Consider the following 13,929-nt stretch of genomic DNA (forward strand, 5'->3'; position numbering starts at 1 on the left):
CATGGTCCAGCGATCGTCACCCCGCCGCCGACAGCAGCTCGTGTCATTCGGTGAGAACATCCGCCGATGGCGGTCTGTCAACGGCATGTCCGCTGCGGAGTTGGCCGAACGGGCTGCGGTGACGCGCGACACGTTGCGAGCGATCGAGACCGGCACCGGTGGGCGCATCGATTCCCTCTTCGCAGTCCTCGGCGCACTCGGGATCGCAGACACCACGATCGAGGCGATCGACCCGTTCCGGAGCGAGACGGCGCGCGCTCGGATCGATGACATCCTCCGCAGCGGCGGTGCCCTGTGATTGACGAATCGGTCGAGGTCTGGACCGGCGAGTCCGCGGAACCACGTCGCGTGGGTACCTTGCGCCCTTCCTTCCAGGGCTTGCGGACGCTGGCCTCGTCGTCGTTCGAGTACGACGACGACTTCCTCCGACACGGTTGGCAGGTCTCCCCCGACCTCCCACTCCGCCCCGGTCGGACGTACACGGCCGACAGCCAGACCCTGCCCGGTGCGTTCAGCGACGCGGCTCCGGACGAGTGGGGACAGAAGCTGATCCGCGCAGACCACGCCGCGCGACGACAGCGAGACCCGTCACTTGCCGCTCGGCTCGGCGAGTTCGACTACCTCCTCGGCGTCGCGGACCACACCAGGATCGGAGCGCTCCGGTTCCGGGTGGGTGGCTCCTGGTCGTCTGCGGAGACCGGGGTCGCGAACCTCCACGACCTCGCCCGGATCCTCGCCGCTGCCGCTCGGTACGAGGACGACGAGGCAACCAACGAGGACATCGCGTACCTCGGTGACGTCGCGACCTCTCCCGGCGGCGCTCGGCCGAAGGCGAACGTCCTCACCCCGCGCGGGACGCTCGCGATCGCGAAGTTGCCGCACTCGAAGGACGGCCGCTTCGACGTCGAGCGCTGGGAAGGAGTCGCGCTCACCCTCGCGACGGATGCCGGGCTCAGGGCGCCGGTGTGGTCACTCGTGGGACCGGAGTCCGGACGTGCCGTCCTGCTCTCCGAGCGCTTCGACCGAGACGGCTCCGGGGACCGACTCGGGTACATGTCGGCGCGGACGGCGCTCGAGCTCGGCGCCCACGACGACGGGTCACGACTGACCTACGAGGACCTCACCGACGTCGTCGACCACTGGAGTTCGGCTCCCGCAGCGGACCTCCGCGAGATGTTCGGCCGGATCGCGTTGTCCGTCCTCGTGAACAACGTCGACGACCACTGGCGGAACCACGCCTTCCTCCACACGCCCACCGGGTGGCGGCTCTCGCCAGTCTTCGACGTCAACCCGAGTCGACAGCGCGGGGTGATCGACTCCCGGGCGATCTCCCCGTCGGACGACCCCAGGTCCCGCGACCTGCGGAACCTGCTCGACATCGCGGACGCCTTCCGGCTCCGGCGCCCGGACGCGGAGCAGGTGCTCCAGCGTGTCGCGGGCGCGGTGGCGGGGTGGGACCGGGTCGCGGCCGGCGTCGGGATCGGTGGGGACGAGCGGGAAGCGATGCGCGTGGCCTTCGACTCGCCCCAACTGGACTGGGCGCTGGGGCTCTAGACCAGGACGGACAGGAGGCGCGGTGCAGGATGACCTGCAGCGCGCCTCCTGTCGATGGTTGCGTCAGCGCCTACGCGCCCGCACGCCACCAGTCGTCGAACGGTGTCGCCGGCACCTGGCGCTTGTGCTCGGTCGCGCGGTACCGCGACTCGATCGCCTCGGCGACCTCGAGCGGCACGTCGTGCCCCTGCAGGTAGGCGTCGATCTCGGCGTAGGACAACCCGAGGTTCGCTTCGTCGGTCTGGCCGGGCGTCTCGTCGAGCAGGTCCGCGGTGGGGGCCTTCTCGTACAGGCGGGCGGGCGCTCCGAGGTGCTCGAGCAGCTGCCGCCCCTGGCTCTTCGACAGGCCGGTGAGCGGCGTCAGGTCGACGCCGCCGTCGCCGTACTTCGTGAAGAAGCCGGTGACCGCCTCGGCCGCGTGGTCGGTCCCGACGACGAGCAGTCCGCGCTGGCCGGCGACGGCGTACTGGGCGACCATGCGCATCCGGGCCTTGACGTTGCCCTTCACGAAGTCGCTCAGCTCGACGCCCGAGGCAGCGGTGTCGAGCATGACGCCGTCGACGCCGTGCTCGATGTTGACGGTGATGCCCGGGTCGGCTGCGATGAACTGCAGGGCGAGCTGGGCGTCGTCCTCGTCGGCCTGCACGCGGTACGGCATGCGGACGGTCGTGAACTCGGCGGGGTGGCCCTCGGCGGAGAGGGACTCGACCGCGAGCTGGGTCAGGCGCCCGGCGAGCGTGGAGTCCTGGCCGCCGCTGATCGCGAGCAGGAACCCCTTCGCGCCGGTCGTGAGCAGGTAGTCACGGAGGAACCCGACACGGCGGGCGATCTCCTGCTCCGGCTCGATGGTCGGCTGGACGTTGAGGTCCGCGGCGATGGCGGCTTGGAGTTCACGCACCACCCCAGTATCCCGCTGCACCCGCCGGAGTGCACAGCGTTCAGCGGACGGGTTCTGCGTGCACCGGCCGGATCGTGTTGTCGTGGTCGACGCCGATCGCGCAGGTGCAGACGACGCCGAGCGTCTCGGCGCTCTGCGTCAGTCGGAACCGCTCGACGTGCGGCGGGCCGACTCGACGGTCGAGCGGGTGGGTGTCGTGATCGTGCACGGTGGTCCTCACTGACTCGTGGTGGTGTGGATGTCCGGTGCGGTGGCGGTCCGAACCGCCACCGCACCGGAGGGCCCGAGGCGACCCGAACGCCGCGGCCCCGTGGAGACGCACGCCGGTACCCGCCGGCGCGCGTCGGAGTTCATGGACGCCGGCGGCGTCGCGCTCGGAGCGCAGTGCGAGTCATGGGTCCCTTTCCCGGGCGGAGGTCCGCCGCTGCTGATCCGTCCCCCAGCGGTTCGACGGGAGACCCGAACGGTCCGGTACCGGACCGAGGACGACGGCTGGTGAGGCCGTCTTCCTGTGCAAGCTACCAGCGCCACACCCCGAGGCCATACCCCCGTTCCGGGGCCGAGCCACGGGTCAGACCCTCGTTGACAGTTAGAGATCAAACAGTTAGAGTCCTGATCATGCAGGCACCGGATCTCACCACCCCGCTCGAACTCATGCGGTGGATCGGATGGGCACAACGCAAGGCGGCTGACGAGTGGGTCCGTGATCGGGACCTCACCCGCGAGCAGAGCTTCGTGCTCGGGTACCTGCAGCAGAACCCCGGGGCGATCCAACGCGACATCGCCGAGATCACCCGGACCAGCGCGGCCAGCGTCTCGAGCCTCCTGCAGGGCCTCGAGCGGCGCGGCCTCGTCGAACGACGTACCGACGCCACGAACGGTCGGACGAAGACGGTGCACGCCACCCCGGCGGGCATCGACCTCATCGCCGGCTTCACCGACGCGATGGTCGCCCTCGACGACACCCTGCTCGCACCACTCGACACGGACGAACGCGCCACCCTGCGGCACCTGCTGCAGAAGGTGACCGCGGAGCTCGCACCGCCGACGCGGTAGCGCCGCCCCGGCACCGACGTCACCGGCGCGCTCGACGCGCCACGGGCCTCCCGGCCCCACCCCCGCACGCGACGGCATCCCGTCGCGCCCTCAGCCCTGCCCACGAGGAGGCAGTCATGACCACCACCACCCCCGAGAACACCGCCGCGGCCACCAACCGCTGGTACCTCTCTGCCGCCCCGATCGCCCGGGCCCTCGTGCACCTGTGTGTGCCGATGGCCGCTGCGATGGTCGTCAGCGCCCTGTACAACGTCATCAACGCCGGCTTCATCGGCTCGCAGCATGACACGTCACTGCTCGCCGCGATCACCTTCGGCACCCCGCTGCTCGGCATCGTGATGGCCGTCGGCGGCGTGTTCGGCGTCGGTGGCAGCGCTCTGATGTCCCGCCTGCTCGGCGCCTCGGAGCACGACCCCGCCAAAGCGCGGGACATCAAGCACGTCGCCTCGTTCGCCCTCTGGGGTGCCGTCGTCACCGGCGCCGTCCTCGCCGTCGTCGGGCTCGTGTTCCTCCGCCCCCTCGTCGCCGTGCTCGGTGCCGACGCAGCAGCCGTCCCCGCCACGAGCGAGTACGTCGCCGTGATGCTCGCGTTCGTCCCGGTGCTCGCCTCGTCGTTCGCCCTCGAGCAGATCGTCCGCTCCGAGGGTGCCGCACGCCAGGCGATGATCGGCCTGGTCCTGTCGACGATCGGGAACCTGGTGTTCGACGTGCTCTTCATCCTCGTGCTGCACTGGGGGGTCGGCGGTGCAGCACTGGCCGTCGGACTCGCGAACGTCGTGTCGATCGCCTACTGGGTGACCTGGCTGCAGCGGAACAGCGAGAACGTCAGCTTCGCGCCGAAGTGGTTCACGCTCCGTGCCGACATCCTGAAGCCCGTCTTCGGCATCGGCGTCGGCGAACTGCTGCAGTCCGCCTTCCTGATCGTCACGACGCTCGTGCTCAACAACCTCGCCGCCGCATACGGCGACGACCCGCTCGCCGCCATGGGCGTCGCGGTCCGCATCGCGCAGGTGCCGGAGTTCCTGGTGATGGGCGTCACGATCGGCGTGCTGCCGCTGCTCGCCTACGCGTTCGGCAAGGGCGACGCCGCACGCCTCCGGGCCGCCCTGCGCGGAGCCGCCTTCACGGTCGGCGCGATCGTCCTCGTGTTCTCCGGCGCGGTCTTCACCTTCCGCGAGCAGGTGTTCACGATCTTCTCCGGCGACCACTCGGTCCTCGCGATCGGCCTGACGATCCTGACGGCGCAGCTCGTCGCCGCCATCGTGAACGGGTTCACGGGATTGCTCACCTCGCTGTTCCAGGCGACCGGCATGGTGCTGCCCGCGATGGTGCTGTCGCTGGCGCAGGGCGTGCTGTTCATCCCGATCGTCATCGTCGGCAACCTGTGGTTCGGACTCGCCGGGATCATCTGGGCGCTGACCGTCACCGAGGTCATCGTGTTCGTCGCTGCGGTGGTGCTGTGGCTGGCGTCGCGCGGGAAGATCGCGCGCGGCCTGGCCGCCGGCAGCGAGGAGCGGGCGGACGCCGCGCTCGAGGAGGCGCCCGCCGCGTAGCGCGGTGCGCGGCGCGCGGTGCGCGGCGCGCTCGCATGGTGAGCAGAAGAGGTCGAGTCCCGTTCCAGGACCCGACCTCTTCTGCTCACGAAACGGGGGTGAACGTGGCCAGCGTCGGACGGGAGGCCCGTGGCGGCCGGGTGGCGGGCCTCCCGTCCGGCGCGTGGCCGGGTGGCAGGCACGGCGCATGGTGCGCAGGAATGGTCGCGTGGCGCTCGGCCACCCGACCATTCCTGCTCACGAAGTGCGTCGGGTGCGGCGCAGGAGGAGCACGACGACGGCCACGGCTGCGAGGACCGTGCCGGCGCCGAGCGCGACCCAGACACCCGGGGCGATGCCCGGCGCCGAGTCGGGCGCGCCGTCGGATGCCCCGGTGGCGGTCGCGGTCGACGTCGGAGTGGGGGTGACGGCATCCGACGTCGGCGATGTCGTCGCCGGCGTCGTCGCGGACGGCGTCGTGATGGCGGCCCGGTACTCGAACCCGTACGAGCCGTCGATCGGGTGCCCGTCCGGCGACACGTACCGCCAGAGCACCGTGTAGGCGCCGTTCTCGAGGTCGACGGCCTTGCCCATCGTCATCCCGGAGACGGTCACCTCGCCCGTCGACACGTCGGTGCCGTCGGCGTCGGTGACCTGGATCCGCAGTCCGGCGTCGAGACCGGCGAGCGGTGCCTCGCTGAACGTCAGGTCGACCCGGTCGAGCGGTTCGGTGACGACCGCGCCGTCAGCGGGCGAGCTGCCGGTCAGGGCCGAGTGCGCCGAGGCCGGTTGAACCCCGACGAGCGCCAGGAGCCCTCCGACGACGATCGCGAGGGAAGCTGCCGTCGTTCGTCCTGTCCGCATGCACAGACTCTACAAGCCGTAGAGCAGCGGACCGGGACGGATCAGATCTGCTCGCCGAGGAAGTCGGCGTAGGACGGCTCGCGCCGTGCGTCACCCGTGCTGGTGGAAGCGTGGCCGGTTCCTTCGAGGCGCTCGGCCACGAGGGCTTCGAGGTCCTCCGGCGACCGGAGGCCGTGGCGGTGCCAATCGTGCTGCATCCTGGCGGTCATGACGACCAGCCCTTCGTCGAGATGATGCGCATCTCGGATTCGTCCGGATCGACCCGCTGTGCCAGACCCCACATCTGTGAGGAGCATCGTGACGACGGATCCCTGATGACCGATCCGGTACCTCCACGGTAGGGGTTGCGTCCGACGCCGTCGAGCGCGGTGCGCTTCTCGGCCGATCGCACGCCGCCGCCCGGATCGCCGTAGCGTCGGGGCATGGAGATCCTGTTCGTCCACGGCGCCCTGGTCCGCGACGGTGCCTGGTGGTGGCAGCCCACCGCCGACCTGCTGCACAGTCGCACCGGAACCCGCGGCCGCACCGGCATCCGCAGTCGAGCGGTCTCGTTGCCGTCCTGCGGCGAGGGGCCGTCGGGACACCCCGACGGTGGGCTCGCCGAGGACGCAGCCGCCCTGCGCGCCGCCCTCGACGACAGCGACGGGGCGATCGTCGTCGGGCACTCCTACGGCGGCACCGTCATCGCCGAGGCCGGACGGCACGACGCCGTCGCACACCTGCTGTACGTGTCCTCGTACCTGCCCGACGTCGGCTCCGCGCAGGCCGGCATCATGGCAGACGAGCCCGACCCCGTGTCGATCGGCCCGGCCGGTGACGGTGTCCTCGCCGTCGCCGGGTACGACGCTGCGTCCTTCGGTGCGCGCTTCCTGCAGGACGCCGACGGGAACACGCAGCGAGCGGCATGGGGGCGGGTGACCGCCCAGTCGGCGGCGGCGTTCGTGACGCCGACGACGGCAGCAGGGTGGCAGGACGTCGACTCGACCTCCCTCGTCTGCACCGAGGACCGCAGCACCACCGTGGGGCTGCAGCGCGCGCACGCGGCGCGGGCGACGCGCAGCGTCGACGTGCCGACCGGGCACCACCCGTTCATCACGCGGCCCGACCTGGTCGTCGAGCAGCTGGAGCTGCTGCTCGGAGGTGCCACGGCCTGAGTCGGCGGCAGGACGACGGACGGGAGGCGCCATGCCAGCTGGCACCGCGCCTCCCGTCCGTCGGGTCCGTGCCATCAGGGCACGTGACCGGTCGCGTGGTCTCGCTCTGGTCAGTCGGTGCCGGAGTCGAAGGCTGCGCCCTCGGACGCGAGGTCCGTCCGGCGTCCGAGCGCGTCCTCGGCGTCCGAGGCGATGACGGCGCCACCGAGGATCTCCTCGGACTCGCCCGCCTCGAGCTCGCCGACGAGCTCGGCCGTCGCACCGCCGATGAGACCGGCGGCCGCGTACTGCTCGAGCCGCGAGCGGGAGTCCGCGATGTCGAGGTTGCGCATCGTCAGCTGCCCGATGCGGTCGTCCGGACCGAAGGCGGCGTCGCCGACCCGCTCCATCGAGAGCTTGTCAGGGTGGTACGACAGCGCCGGACCCGTCGTGTCGAGGATCGTGTAGTCGTCGCCGCGACGCAGGCGCAGCGTGACCTCGCCCGTGACGGCCGACGCGACCCAGCGCTGCAGGGACTCGCGGAGCATGAGCGACTGCGGGTCGAGCCAGCGGCCCTCGTACATCAGGCGCCCGAGGCGGCGGCCCTCGTTGTGGTACGACGCCACGGTGTCCTCGTTGTGGATCGCGTTGAGCAGCCGCTCGTACGCGATGTGCAGCAGGGCCATGCCCGGTGCCTCGTAGATGCCGCGGCTCTTCGCCTCGATGATGCGGTTCTCGATCTGGTCGGACGCGCCGAGGCCGTGACGACCGCCGATCGCGTTCGCCTCGTAGACGAGAGCAACGGCGTCCGTGTACTCCTCGCCGTTGATCGCGACGGGGCGTCCGGCCTCGAAGCGGATGCTCACGATCTCGGTGGCGACCTCGACGTCGTCACGCCAGGCGGCGACGCCCATGATCGGCTCGACGATGTCCAGGCCGCTGGAGAGCTCTTCGAGGCTCTTCGCCTCGTGCGTGGCACCCCAGATGTTGGCGTCGGTCGAGTACGCCTTCTCGGTGGAGTCGCGGTACGGGAAGCCGCGGGCGACGAGCCACTCGCTCATCTCCTTGCGGCCGCCGAGCTCCTCGACGAACTCGGAGTCCAGCCACGGCTTGTAGACGCGCAGACGCGGGTTCGCCATCAGGCCGTAGCGGTAGAACCGCTCGATGTCGTTGCCCTTGTAGGTGGAGCCGTCGCCCCAGATGTCGACGCCGTCCTCCTTCATCGCACGGACGAGCATCGTGCCCGTCACCGCACGGCCGAGGGGCGTCGTGTTGAAGTACGTCTTGCCGCCGGAGCGGATGTGGAACGCGCCGGTCTGCAGGGCGACGAGGCCCTCTTCCACCAGGGCGCTCTTCGCGTCGACCAGGCGGGCGATCTCGGCACCGTACTCGTGGGCGCGGCTCGGGACGGCGTCGATGTCCGGCTCGTCGTACTGACCGATGTCGGCCGTGTACGTGCAGGGGATCGCCCCCTTCTCGCGCATCCAGGCAACGGCGCAGGAGGTGTCGAGACCCCCTGAGAACGCGATGCCGACTCGTTCGCCGACGGGGAGACTGCTCAGGACCTTGGACACGGGGTCAATCGTACGGGGAGTCCAAGCGGTACAACGACTGGTGCCCCTGGCAGGCGCTGCAGGGACTCGAACCCCGTCGACCTGCTGGTGCCCCTGGAGGGACTCGAACCCCCAACCGTTTCCTTAGGACGGAACTGCTCTTCCATTGAGCTACAGAGGCTGGCCCGTCCACTCTAGCGGCGGAACGGCTCCAGGAAGGTCGTCAGCTCGTCGACGTACAGCGCCGGTTGCTCGAACGGCGCGAAGTGCCCGCCGCGCGGCATCATCCGGTACGACACCAGGTTCGTCGTCCGCTCCAGCCACGCCCGCGGCGGCTCCACCAGGTCGCCGGGGAACAGCGAGAACCCGGAGGGCACCTCGACCCGTCGGGCCGACTGCTCCGGCGGGATCGCGGCGTTCGCGTGGTACATCCGCATCGCGGAACCGATCGTGCCGGTGGCCCAGTACTCGGTCAGGAGCGCGAGCACCTCGTCCTGCGTGTACACGGACCACAGGTCGCCGTCGCAGTCGCTCCACGACCGCAGCTTCTCGACGATCCACGCGGCGAGCCCGGCGGGTGAGTCGTTCAGGCCGACCGCGACGGTCTGCGGCTTGGTGCGGTGCATCATCGCGTAGGCACCCTCGGCGTCGCGCCACCGGGCGGTCGCCCTGACGAACCCGCGTTCCTCCGGCGACAACGTGTCGAGGTCGATGCCGGGCCAGGCGAGCCCGCCGTCGATGCGGTGCACGGCGACGACCCGGTCGGCGTGGTCGAGCGCGAGGTAGCGGGCGACGTGCGTGCCGATGTCCCCGCCCGCGACCGCGAAGCGTTCGTAGCCGAGCTCGGTCATGAGCTCGGCCCACATGCCGCCGACCGCGCGGGCGTCGATCGGCTGCGGCGGCGCGTCGGAGAAGCCGTACCCGGGCATGTCCGGCACGATCACGTCGAAGCCGGCCTCGACGAGCATCGGCAGGACCTTGCGGTACCGCCATCCGGAGTCCGGCCAGCCGTGGGCGAGCAGGAGCGGCAACGCGTCGGGCGTGCCCGCTCGGGCGTGCAGCACGTGGATCCCGGTGCTGTCGATCGTCAGCCGTCGGCTGGGCAGTGCGGCGAGCGCCGCTCGGTGCGCGTCGAAGTCGAAGCCGTCGGCCCAGTACTCGATGAGCGACCGGAGCTCGTCGACGTCCGCCCCGAGCGACCATCCGGCGCCGGCGGGTGCGTCCGGCCAGCGCGTGGCCCGCAGTCGCGCGCGGAGGTCCTCGATGGTCGCGTCGTCGATCTGCGGTGTCTCGCCCATGCCCGCGACGCTACTCAGCGGGACCGACACGTGGACGGCGGTCACCGCACCCGAGCCCGCGTCAGCAGCAGTCGCAGGCGTCGGCCGTGCGCTCGCCGGTCAGGGCGGCGACCGGCTGTTTGCAGGCATCGCCCCGCCAGGCCTCGAGCCCCTCGCGCACCGCGAACACGACGACCACCAGGCCGGCCACCGGATCAGCCCACGACCAGCCGAACAGCGTGTTGAGGAGCAGCCCGACCAGCACCGCGGCGGAGAGGTAGCTGCACACCAGGGTCTGCTTGGAGTCCGCGATCGCCGACGCCGAACCGAGTTCCTTCCCGGTGCGCCGTTCGAGCAGGCTGAGGAACGGCATCACGGCCAGGCTCACCGCCGCCAGCACGATCCCGACGGTGCTGTGCTCCGGCTCGCGCACCCCGGTCAGGGTCAGCACCGCGTCGACGCTGACGTACAGCGCCAGTGCGAAGAACGACACCGCGATGACCTTGAGCGCGACGCGCTCCCGCGCCTCGGGGTCCGGCCCGGCGAACTGCCACGCGACCGCCGCGGCGGACAGGACCTCGACGACGGAGTCGAGGCCGAAGCCGATCAGGGCGGTCGACGACGCCACCGAACCGGCTGCGATCGCGATGACGGCCTCGATGACGTTGTACGTGATCGTCGCGGCGACGATCCACCGGATCCGTCGCTGCAGCACCCGTCGACGATCGGGCACGACCGGAGCCATCAACCCGGTCATGCGCCGGGTCCGCAGCAGAGCGGGACGTCGCACTCCTCGTCGGTGCACGCTTCCCCGTCGTCGACGGCGAGCACGACCTCGAGGAGCGAGCGGATCGCGGCCCCGAGGTGCGGGTCGGCGATCTCGTACCGGGTGGAGCGACCCTCGGGCACCGCGACGACGATGCCGCATCCGCGCAGGCAGGCGAGGTGGTTCGAGACGTTCGACCGGGTGAGCCCCAGGTCGGTCGCGAGCCGACCCGGGTAGACCGGCGCTTCGAGCATCTCGAGCAGGATCCGGGAGCGCGTCCGGTCCGCCATCGCCCGGCCGAGCCGGTGCATGACGTCGAGCCGCGGGGCTATGGTCAGCATTCGCTGACCATACAGCGTTCGCTGACTTGTTGCGAGCGAACGGCGGACGGGAGGCCCGTGGCGGGCCCGCCACGTGCCTCCCGTCCGCTACGCGGCGACCAGGTACTCGTCCCACTCCGCCTGCGGACGCTCGATACCGCGCACGACCCACGACGAGCCGTGCGGGATCTTCGGACGGAAACGCAGCCGCCACCCCATCTCCTGCGGGGTGCGGTCACCCTTCTCGTTGTTGCACGCCAGGCAGCAGGCCACGAGGTTCTCCCACGAGTCCTGCCCACCACGCGACTTCGGCTGCACGTGGTCGATCGTCGTCGCGTGCCGGTCGCAGTACGCGCACCGGTTGGCGTCGCGGCGCAGGACTCCGCGGCGCGACACCGGCACGAGTCTCGAGTGCGGGATGCGCACGTACCGGGTGAGGATGATGACGGACGGCCGATCGAAGCTCGAGGTCGACCCGGTCACCGGGTGTTCGAGGTCGGCTGCGACGACGGAGGCCTTCTGGTTCATGACCAGCACGAGGGCTCGTCGGAACGAGATCACCGCGAGGGGCTCGTAACCGGCGTTGAGGACGAGAGTGCGCATTGGTTCCCTTCCGACGTGCCTGGACGGCTTCCAGGCGCTGCGGGTGCGTCGGACCGGGGTCCTTCGCAGGTGACCGTCGCTCGCGCACACGTCCCCTGAACCACGAAGAGCACCACCCGGATGGGCAGTGCTCTGGTCATGCAGGGGCGTGCTCGTGCACGCAGGCGGTGGTCGACCGTATGTCGATGCGCGCGCGCCGACCCATGGTGCGGGTCGTGCGGAACAACGACATGGGGTCTCCCTGCTCGGGGCCTTGCGGACCGGTGCAGCGCCAGGCTACGTCAGAAACCGGCCCGGCACGAGGGTGCACGGGCCGGTTTCGGCGATGTTCACGGGTTCGATGCCCCGCGGTCGGGTCTGATGCCTCAGATGCCGAAGCGGACGATGTGGTAGTCGCTGGTCCAGATCGGACGGATCGACACAGAGCCGCCGGGCTTCGGGGCGTCCATGATCATGCCGTTGCCCATGTAGAAGCCGTCGTGCGCCTCGTTGTTGAAGATGACGACGTCGCCGGGCTGCGCCTCGGACTCGGGGATCGTGGTGCCGGCCTGGTCTTGCAGCGGCACGGAGTGCGCGAGGTTGATGCCGTACTGGGCGTAGACGAACATGACGTAGCCCGAGCAGTCGAAGCCGGACGGGTCGGCGCCGCCGAAGACGTACGGGGTGCCGATGTACTGCTTGGCGGTGGCGACCACGGCCGGCAGCGAGAACGGGGTGTCCGCGGCACTGGAGCTGGCCACGTAGTCGGCGGCGGACGGGCCGGTGTACGAGGCGTACTGCTCGGCGGTCTGGGCACGCGCCGCCTGCGTGGCCGATGCTGCCTGCTCGGCCTGCTCAGCGGCTGCCTCGGTCGCTTCGGCCTGGTCGGCTGCAGCCTGCTTGGCCGCTGCACGTGCGTCGAGCGTCGCGGTCGACGTGGCGCCGTAGCCGTCGCGGCTCGTGCCGGCCAGTGCGACGGCGTCGGACACCGAGAACTCCTGGCTCTGCGTCGCACGGACCTGACGCTGCGCGTTCGCAGCCTCGGTGCCGGTGGAGGTCTGCGCGGCGAAGGCCGGCGCGACCGCCACGGTGCCGAACATGCCGGCGGCGACCGTCAGGACGATGGGGGCGAGGAACTTGCGCTTGCGCGACGACGAGCTCGCCTTGGCAGCGGTCGCGGTGGCTGCGGCCTGTGCGGCACGACGGCCACCGGGGAGCGGGGCGGAGCGGACCGGGACGACCTTGCGGGTCGGGCGCGCGTCGGCCTGGCGGACGGACCGCCGGGTGAGCGGTGCGTCGGTGGCGTTCTCGGTGTTCGTCGGGTTGGCGGGCGTCTGGTCGTCCGCGGCGGAACCGGTCTGCGTCAAGGGTGTGGTCTCCGGCGTCTCGTCATCACGCTGCCGTGGGTGTCCGGCGACGTGCAACCCCATCCGTTCGTCATCGTTTCCGATCGAGGCAGGAGACGGGTTCGAGACGTCCTGCCACGGGTCTCCGGCTCAGGCGCAGCGCGGGGACTCGACGAGTGTACGGGGCCGTCGTTACCTTGTCGAGATGAAACGGGCCGTTTGTAACGAAACGGTAAAGAAGCCCTGGTCAGGGCCCTGAAATCAGTCCCGCTCGATGTACACGTGCTGCGCGACCTCGACGGGGAGCTCGATGCCCGAGTCCTCACCCTCGACGCGGACGGCGACGTAGGCCCCGGCGCGCTGCACGCTCGCCAGACGACCGGGCATGACGCCGGCCGTGCGGAGCTGGTGCAGGAGCTCGGGCTCGAACTGCACGGGCTCGCCCAGACGACGGATCACACCGGTCGCGACGGCGTCGGTGCCCTCGGTCGCGGCGACGATGTTCTGCACGCCGTCGAGGAACCCCGCGGCCGCGGGGCCGCCGATCTCGGCCAGGCCGGGGATCGGGTTGCCGTAGGGCGACTCGGTCGGGTTGCCGAGCATCTCGAGCAGGCGGACCTCGACCTGCTCGCTCATGACGTGTTCCCACCGGCAGGCCTCGTCGTGGACGAACGCCCAGTCGAGTCCGATGACGTCGGCCAGCAGGCGCTCCGCCAGACGGTGCTTGCGCATGACGTGGGTGGCCCGGGAGCGCCCTTCGTCGGTGAGCTCGAGGTGGCGGTCGCCGGAGACGACGACCAGGCCGTCGCGCTCCATGCGGGCGATGGTCTGCGAGACCGTCGGGCCCGAGTGGCCGAGGCGCTCCGAGATGCGAGCGCGCAGCGGAACGATCGCCTCCTCCTCCAAGTCGAGGATGGTGCGAAGGTACATCTCCGTGGTGTCGACGAGATCGGTCACGGTCCGCCTCTCATGTCTGGGCCCAGCGGCCACCACCCTACTTGTTCGGACCGACGAACTCCGACCGACACTTGCACGGGGCAAGAAGAGG

General features: G+C 70.7%; 16 protein-coding genes and 1 tRNA gene. 5 read left to right on the forward strand and 12 right to left on the reverse strand.

Features of this window, described 5'->3' with window-relative positions:
- The first annotated feature begins 1 nt into the window (after position 1).
- The gene (locus GVL05_RS00340; RefSeq protein WP_123340833.1) at positions 2-298 is read left to right on the forward strand and encodes a helix-turn-helix domain-containing protein; all 297 of its coding nucleotides are present in this window, start codon (positions 2-4) and stop codon (positions 296-298) included.
- Positions 299-348: 50 nt separating this feature from the next.
- Positions 349-1,554: a type II toxin-antitoxin system HipA family toxin gene (locus tag GVL05_RS00345; RefSeq protein ID WP_268839176.1), complete on the forward strand. Its 1,206-nt coding sequence runs from the start codon at positions 349-351 to the stop codon at positions 1,552-1,554.
- Between the two features lie 70 nt (positions 1,555-1,624).
- Here GVL05_RS00345 and nadE read toward each other — a convergent pair whose 3' ends face one another.
- The gene (gene nadE, locus GVL05_RS00350) at positions 1,625-2,452 is read right to left on the reverse strand and encodes an ammonia-dependent NAD(+) synthetase (protein ID WP_159570243.1); all 828 of its coding nucleotides are present in this window, start codon (positions 2,450-2,452) and stop codon (positions 1,625-1,627) included.
- Positions 2,453-2,492: 40 nt separating this feature from the next.
- Complete coding sequence (locus GVL05_RS00355) at positions 2,493-2,660, reverse strand: hypothetical protein (RefSeq protein WP_159570252.1); 168 nt, start codon at positions 2,658-2,660, stop codon at positions 2,493-2,495.
- 410 nt (positions 2,661-3,070) lie between these two features.
- Here GVL05_RS00355 and GVL05_RS00360 point away from each other — a divergent pair, with 410 nt between their 5' ends.
- Together GVL05_RS00360 and GVL05_RS00365 are read left to right on the forward strand one after the other, a co-directional pair.
- Complete coding sequence (locus GVL05_RS00360) at positions 3,071-3,508, forward strand: MarR family winged helix-turn-helix transcriptional regulator (RefSeq protein ID WP_159570254.1); 438 nt, start codon at positions 3,071-3,073, stop codon at positions 3,506-3,508.
- Between the two features lie 116 nt (positions 3,509-3,624).
- Complete coding sequence (locus GVL05_RS00365) at positions 3,625-5,061, forward strand: MATE family efflux transporter (protein WP_159570256.1); 1,437 nt, start codon at positions 3,625-3,627, stop codon at positions 5,059-5,061.
- Between the two features lie 237 nt (positions 5,062-5,298).
- Here the strand turns inward: GVL05_RS00365 and GVL05_RS00370 are convergent, their stop codons facing one another.
- Both GVL05_RS00370 and GVL05_RS00375 read right to left on the reverse strand, forming a co-directional pair.
- On the reverse strand, positions 5,299-5,904 hold the full coding sequence (locus tag GVL05_RS00370; RefSeq protein WP_159570259.1) for a copper resistance CopC family protein: 606 nt from the start codon (positions 5,902-5,904) through the stop codon (positions 5,299-5,301).
- A 41-nt stretch (positions 5,905-5,945) separates the two neighbouring features.
- Entirely contained in the window at positions 5,946-6,113 is a 168-nt protein-coding gene (locus GVL05_RS00375; RefSeq protein ID WP_159570266.1) for a hypothetical protein, read from the reverse strand.
- Between the two features lie 213 nt (positions 6,114-6,326).
- On the opposite strand from GVL05_RS00375, the gene GVL05_RS00380 reads away from it, so the two are divergent.
- On the forward strand, positions 6,327-7,058 hold the full coding sequence (locus GVL05_RS00380) for an alpha/beta hydrolase (protein WP_159570269.1): 732 nt from the start codon (positions 6,327-6,329) through the stop codon (positions 7,056-7,058).
- A gap of 110 nt (positions 7,059-7,168) precedes the next feature.
- Here the strand turns inward: GVL05_RS00380 and argG are convergent, their stop codons facing one another.
- From argG to GVL05_RS00420, 8 genes are all read right to left on the reverse strand, one after another.
- Positions 7,169-8,611: an argininosuccinate synthase gene (argG, locus tag GVL05_RS00385; protein WP_123936837.1), complete on the reverse strand. Its 1,443-nt coding sequence runs from the start codon at positions 8,609-8,611 to the stop codon at positions 7,169-7,171.
- Positions 8,612-8,696: 85 nt separating this feature from the next.
- A tRNA-Arg gene (locus GVL05_RS00390) sits at positions 8,697-8,771 on the reverse strand.
- Positions 8,772-8,784: 13 nt separating this feature from the next.
- A complete protein-coding gene (locus tag GVL05_RS00395) occupies positions 8,785-9,888 on the reverse strand; it encodes an epoxide hydrolase family protein (protein ID WP_159570272.1) in 1,104 nt (367 codons plus the stop codon).
- 61 nt (positions 9,889-9,949) lie between these two features.
- Positions 9,950-10,624 (reverse strand): cation diffusion facilitator family transporter, encoded by a 675-nt coding sequence (locus GVL05_RS00400; protein ID WP_159570275.1) that lies wholly within the window; start codon positions 10,622-10,624, stop codon positions 9,950-9,952.
- Positions 10,621-10,974, reverse strand: coding sequence for a helix-turn-helix transcriptional regulator (locus GVL05_RS00405; RefSeq protein WP_159570278.1), 354 nt, complete (start codon positions 10,972-10,974; stop codon positions 10,621-10,623). Before GVL05_RS00405 ends, GVL05_RS00400 begins: the two co-directional genes overlap by 4 nt.
- A gap of 87 nt (positions 10,975-11,061) precedes the next feature.
- Positions 11,062-11,556, reverse strand: a complete 495-nt coding sequence (locus tag GVL05_RS00410; RefSeq protein ID WP_111085210.1) for an HNH endonuclease — start codon at positions 11,554-11,556, stop codon at positions 11,062-11,064.
- A 365-nt stretch (positions 11,557-11,921) separates the two neighbouring features.
- Complete coding sequence (locus GVL05_RS20320) at positions 11,922-12,965, reverse strand: C40 family peptidase (protein ID WP_123936842.1); 1,044 nt, start codon at positions 12,963-12,965, stop codon at positions 11,922-11,924.
- 177 nt (positions 12,966-13,142) lie between these two features.
- A complete protein-coding gene (locus GVL05_RS00420; protein WP_111085212.1) occupies positions 13,143-13,838 on the reverse strand; it encodes a metal-dependent transcriptional regulator in 696 nt (231 codons plus the stop codon).
- Between the last annotated feature and the right edge of the window lie 91 nt (positions 13,839-13,929).

This window comes from Curtobacterium sp. 18060, assembly GCF_902706105.1.
Taxonomy (GTDB): domain Bacteria; phylum Actinomycetota; class Actinomycetes; order Actinomycetales; family Microbacteriaceae; genus Curtobacterium.

Coding starts and splice junctions, on each gene's coding strand:
- GVL05_RS00360 (WP_159570254.1), top strand. CDS start 3,071: ATGCAGGCACCGGATCTCACCACCCCGCTCGAACTCATGCGGTGGATC.
- GVL05_RS00400 (WP_159570275.1), bottom strand. CDS start 10,624: ATGACCGGGTTGATGGCTCCGGTCGTGCCCGATCGTCGACGGGTGCTG.
- GVL05_RS00365 (WP_159570256.1), top strand. CDS start 3,625: ATGACCACCACCACCCCCGAGAACACCGCCGCGGCCACCAACCGCTGG.
- GVL05_RS20320 (WP_123936842.1), bottom strand. CDS start 12,965: ATGGGGTTGCACGTCGCCGGACACCCACGGCAGCGTGATGACGAGACG.
- GVL05_RS00380 (WP_159570269.1), top strand. CDS start 6,327: ATGGAGATCCTGTTCGTCCACGGCGCCCTGGTCCGCGACGGTGCCTGG.
- GVL05_RS00340 (WP_123340833.1), top strand. CDS start 2: ATGGTCCAGCGATCGTCACCCCGCCGCCGACAGCAGCTCGTGTCATTC.
- GVL05_RS00405 (WP_159570278.1), bottom strand. CDS start 10,974: ATGCTGACCATAGCCCCGCGGCTCGACGTCATGCACCGGCTCGGCCGG.
- GVL05_RS00375 (WP_159570266.1), bottom strand. CDS start 6,113: ATGACCGCCAGGATGCAGCACGATTGGCACCGCCACGGCCTCCGGTCG.
- GVL05_RS00410 (WP_111085210.1), bottom strand. CDS start 11,556: ATGCGCACTCTCGTCCTCAACGCCGGTTACGAGCCCCTCGCGGTGATC.
- GVL05_RS00395 (WP_159570272.1), bottom strand. CDS start 9,888: ATGGGCGAGACACCGCAGATCGACGACGCGACCATCGAGGACCTCCGC.
- GVL05_RS00370 (WP_159570259.1), bottom strand. CDS start 5,904: ATGCGGACAGGACGAACGACGGCAGCTTCCCTCGCGATCGTCGTCGGA.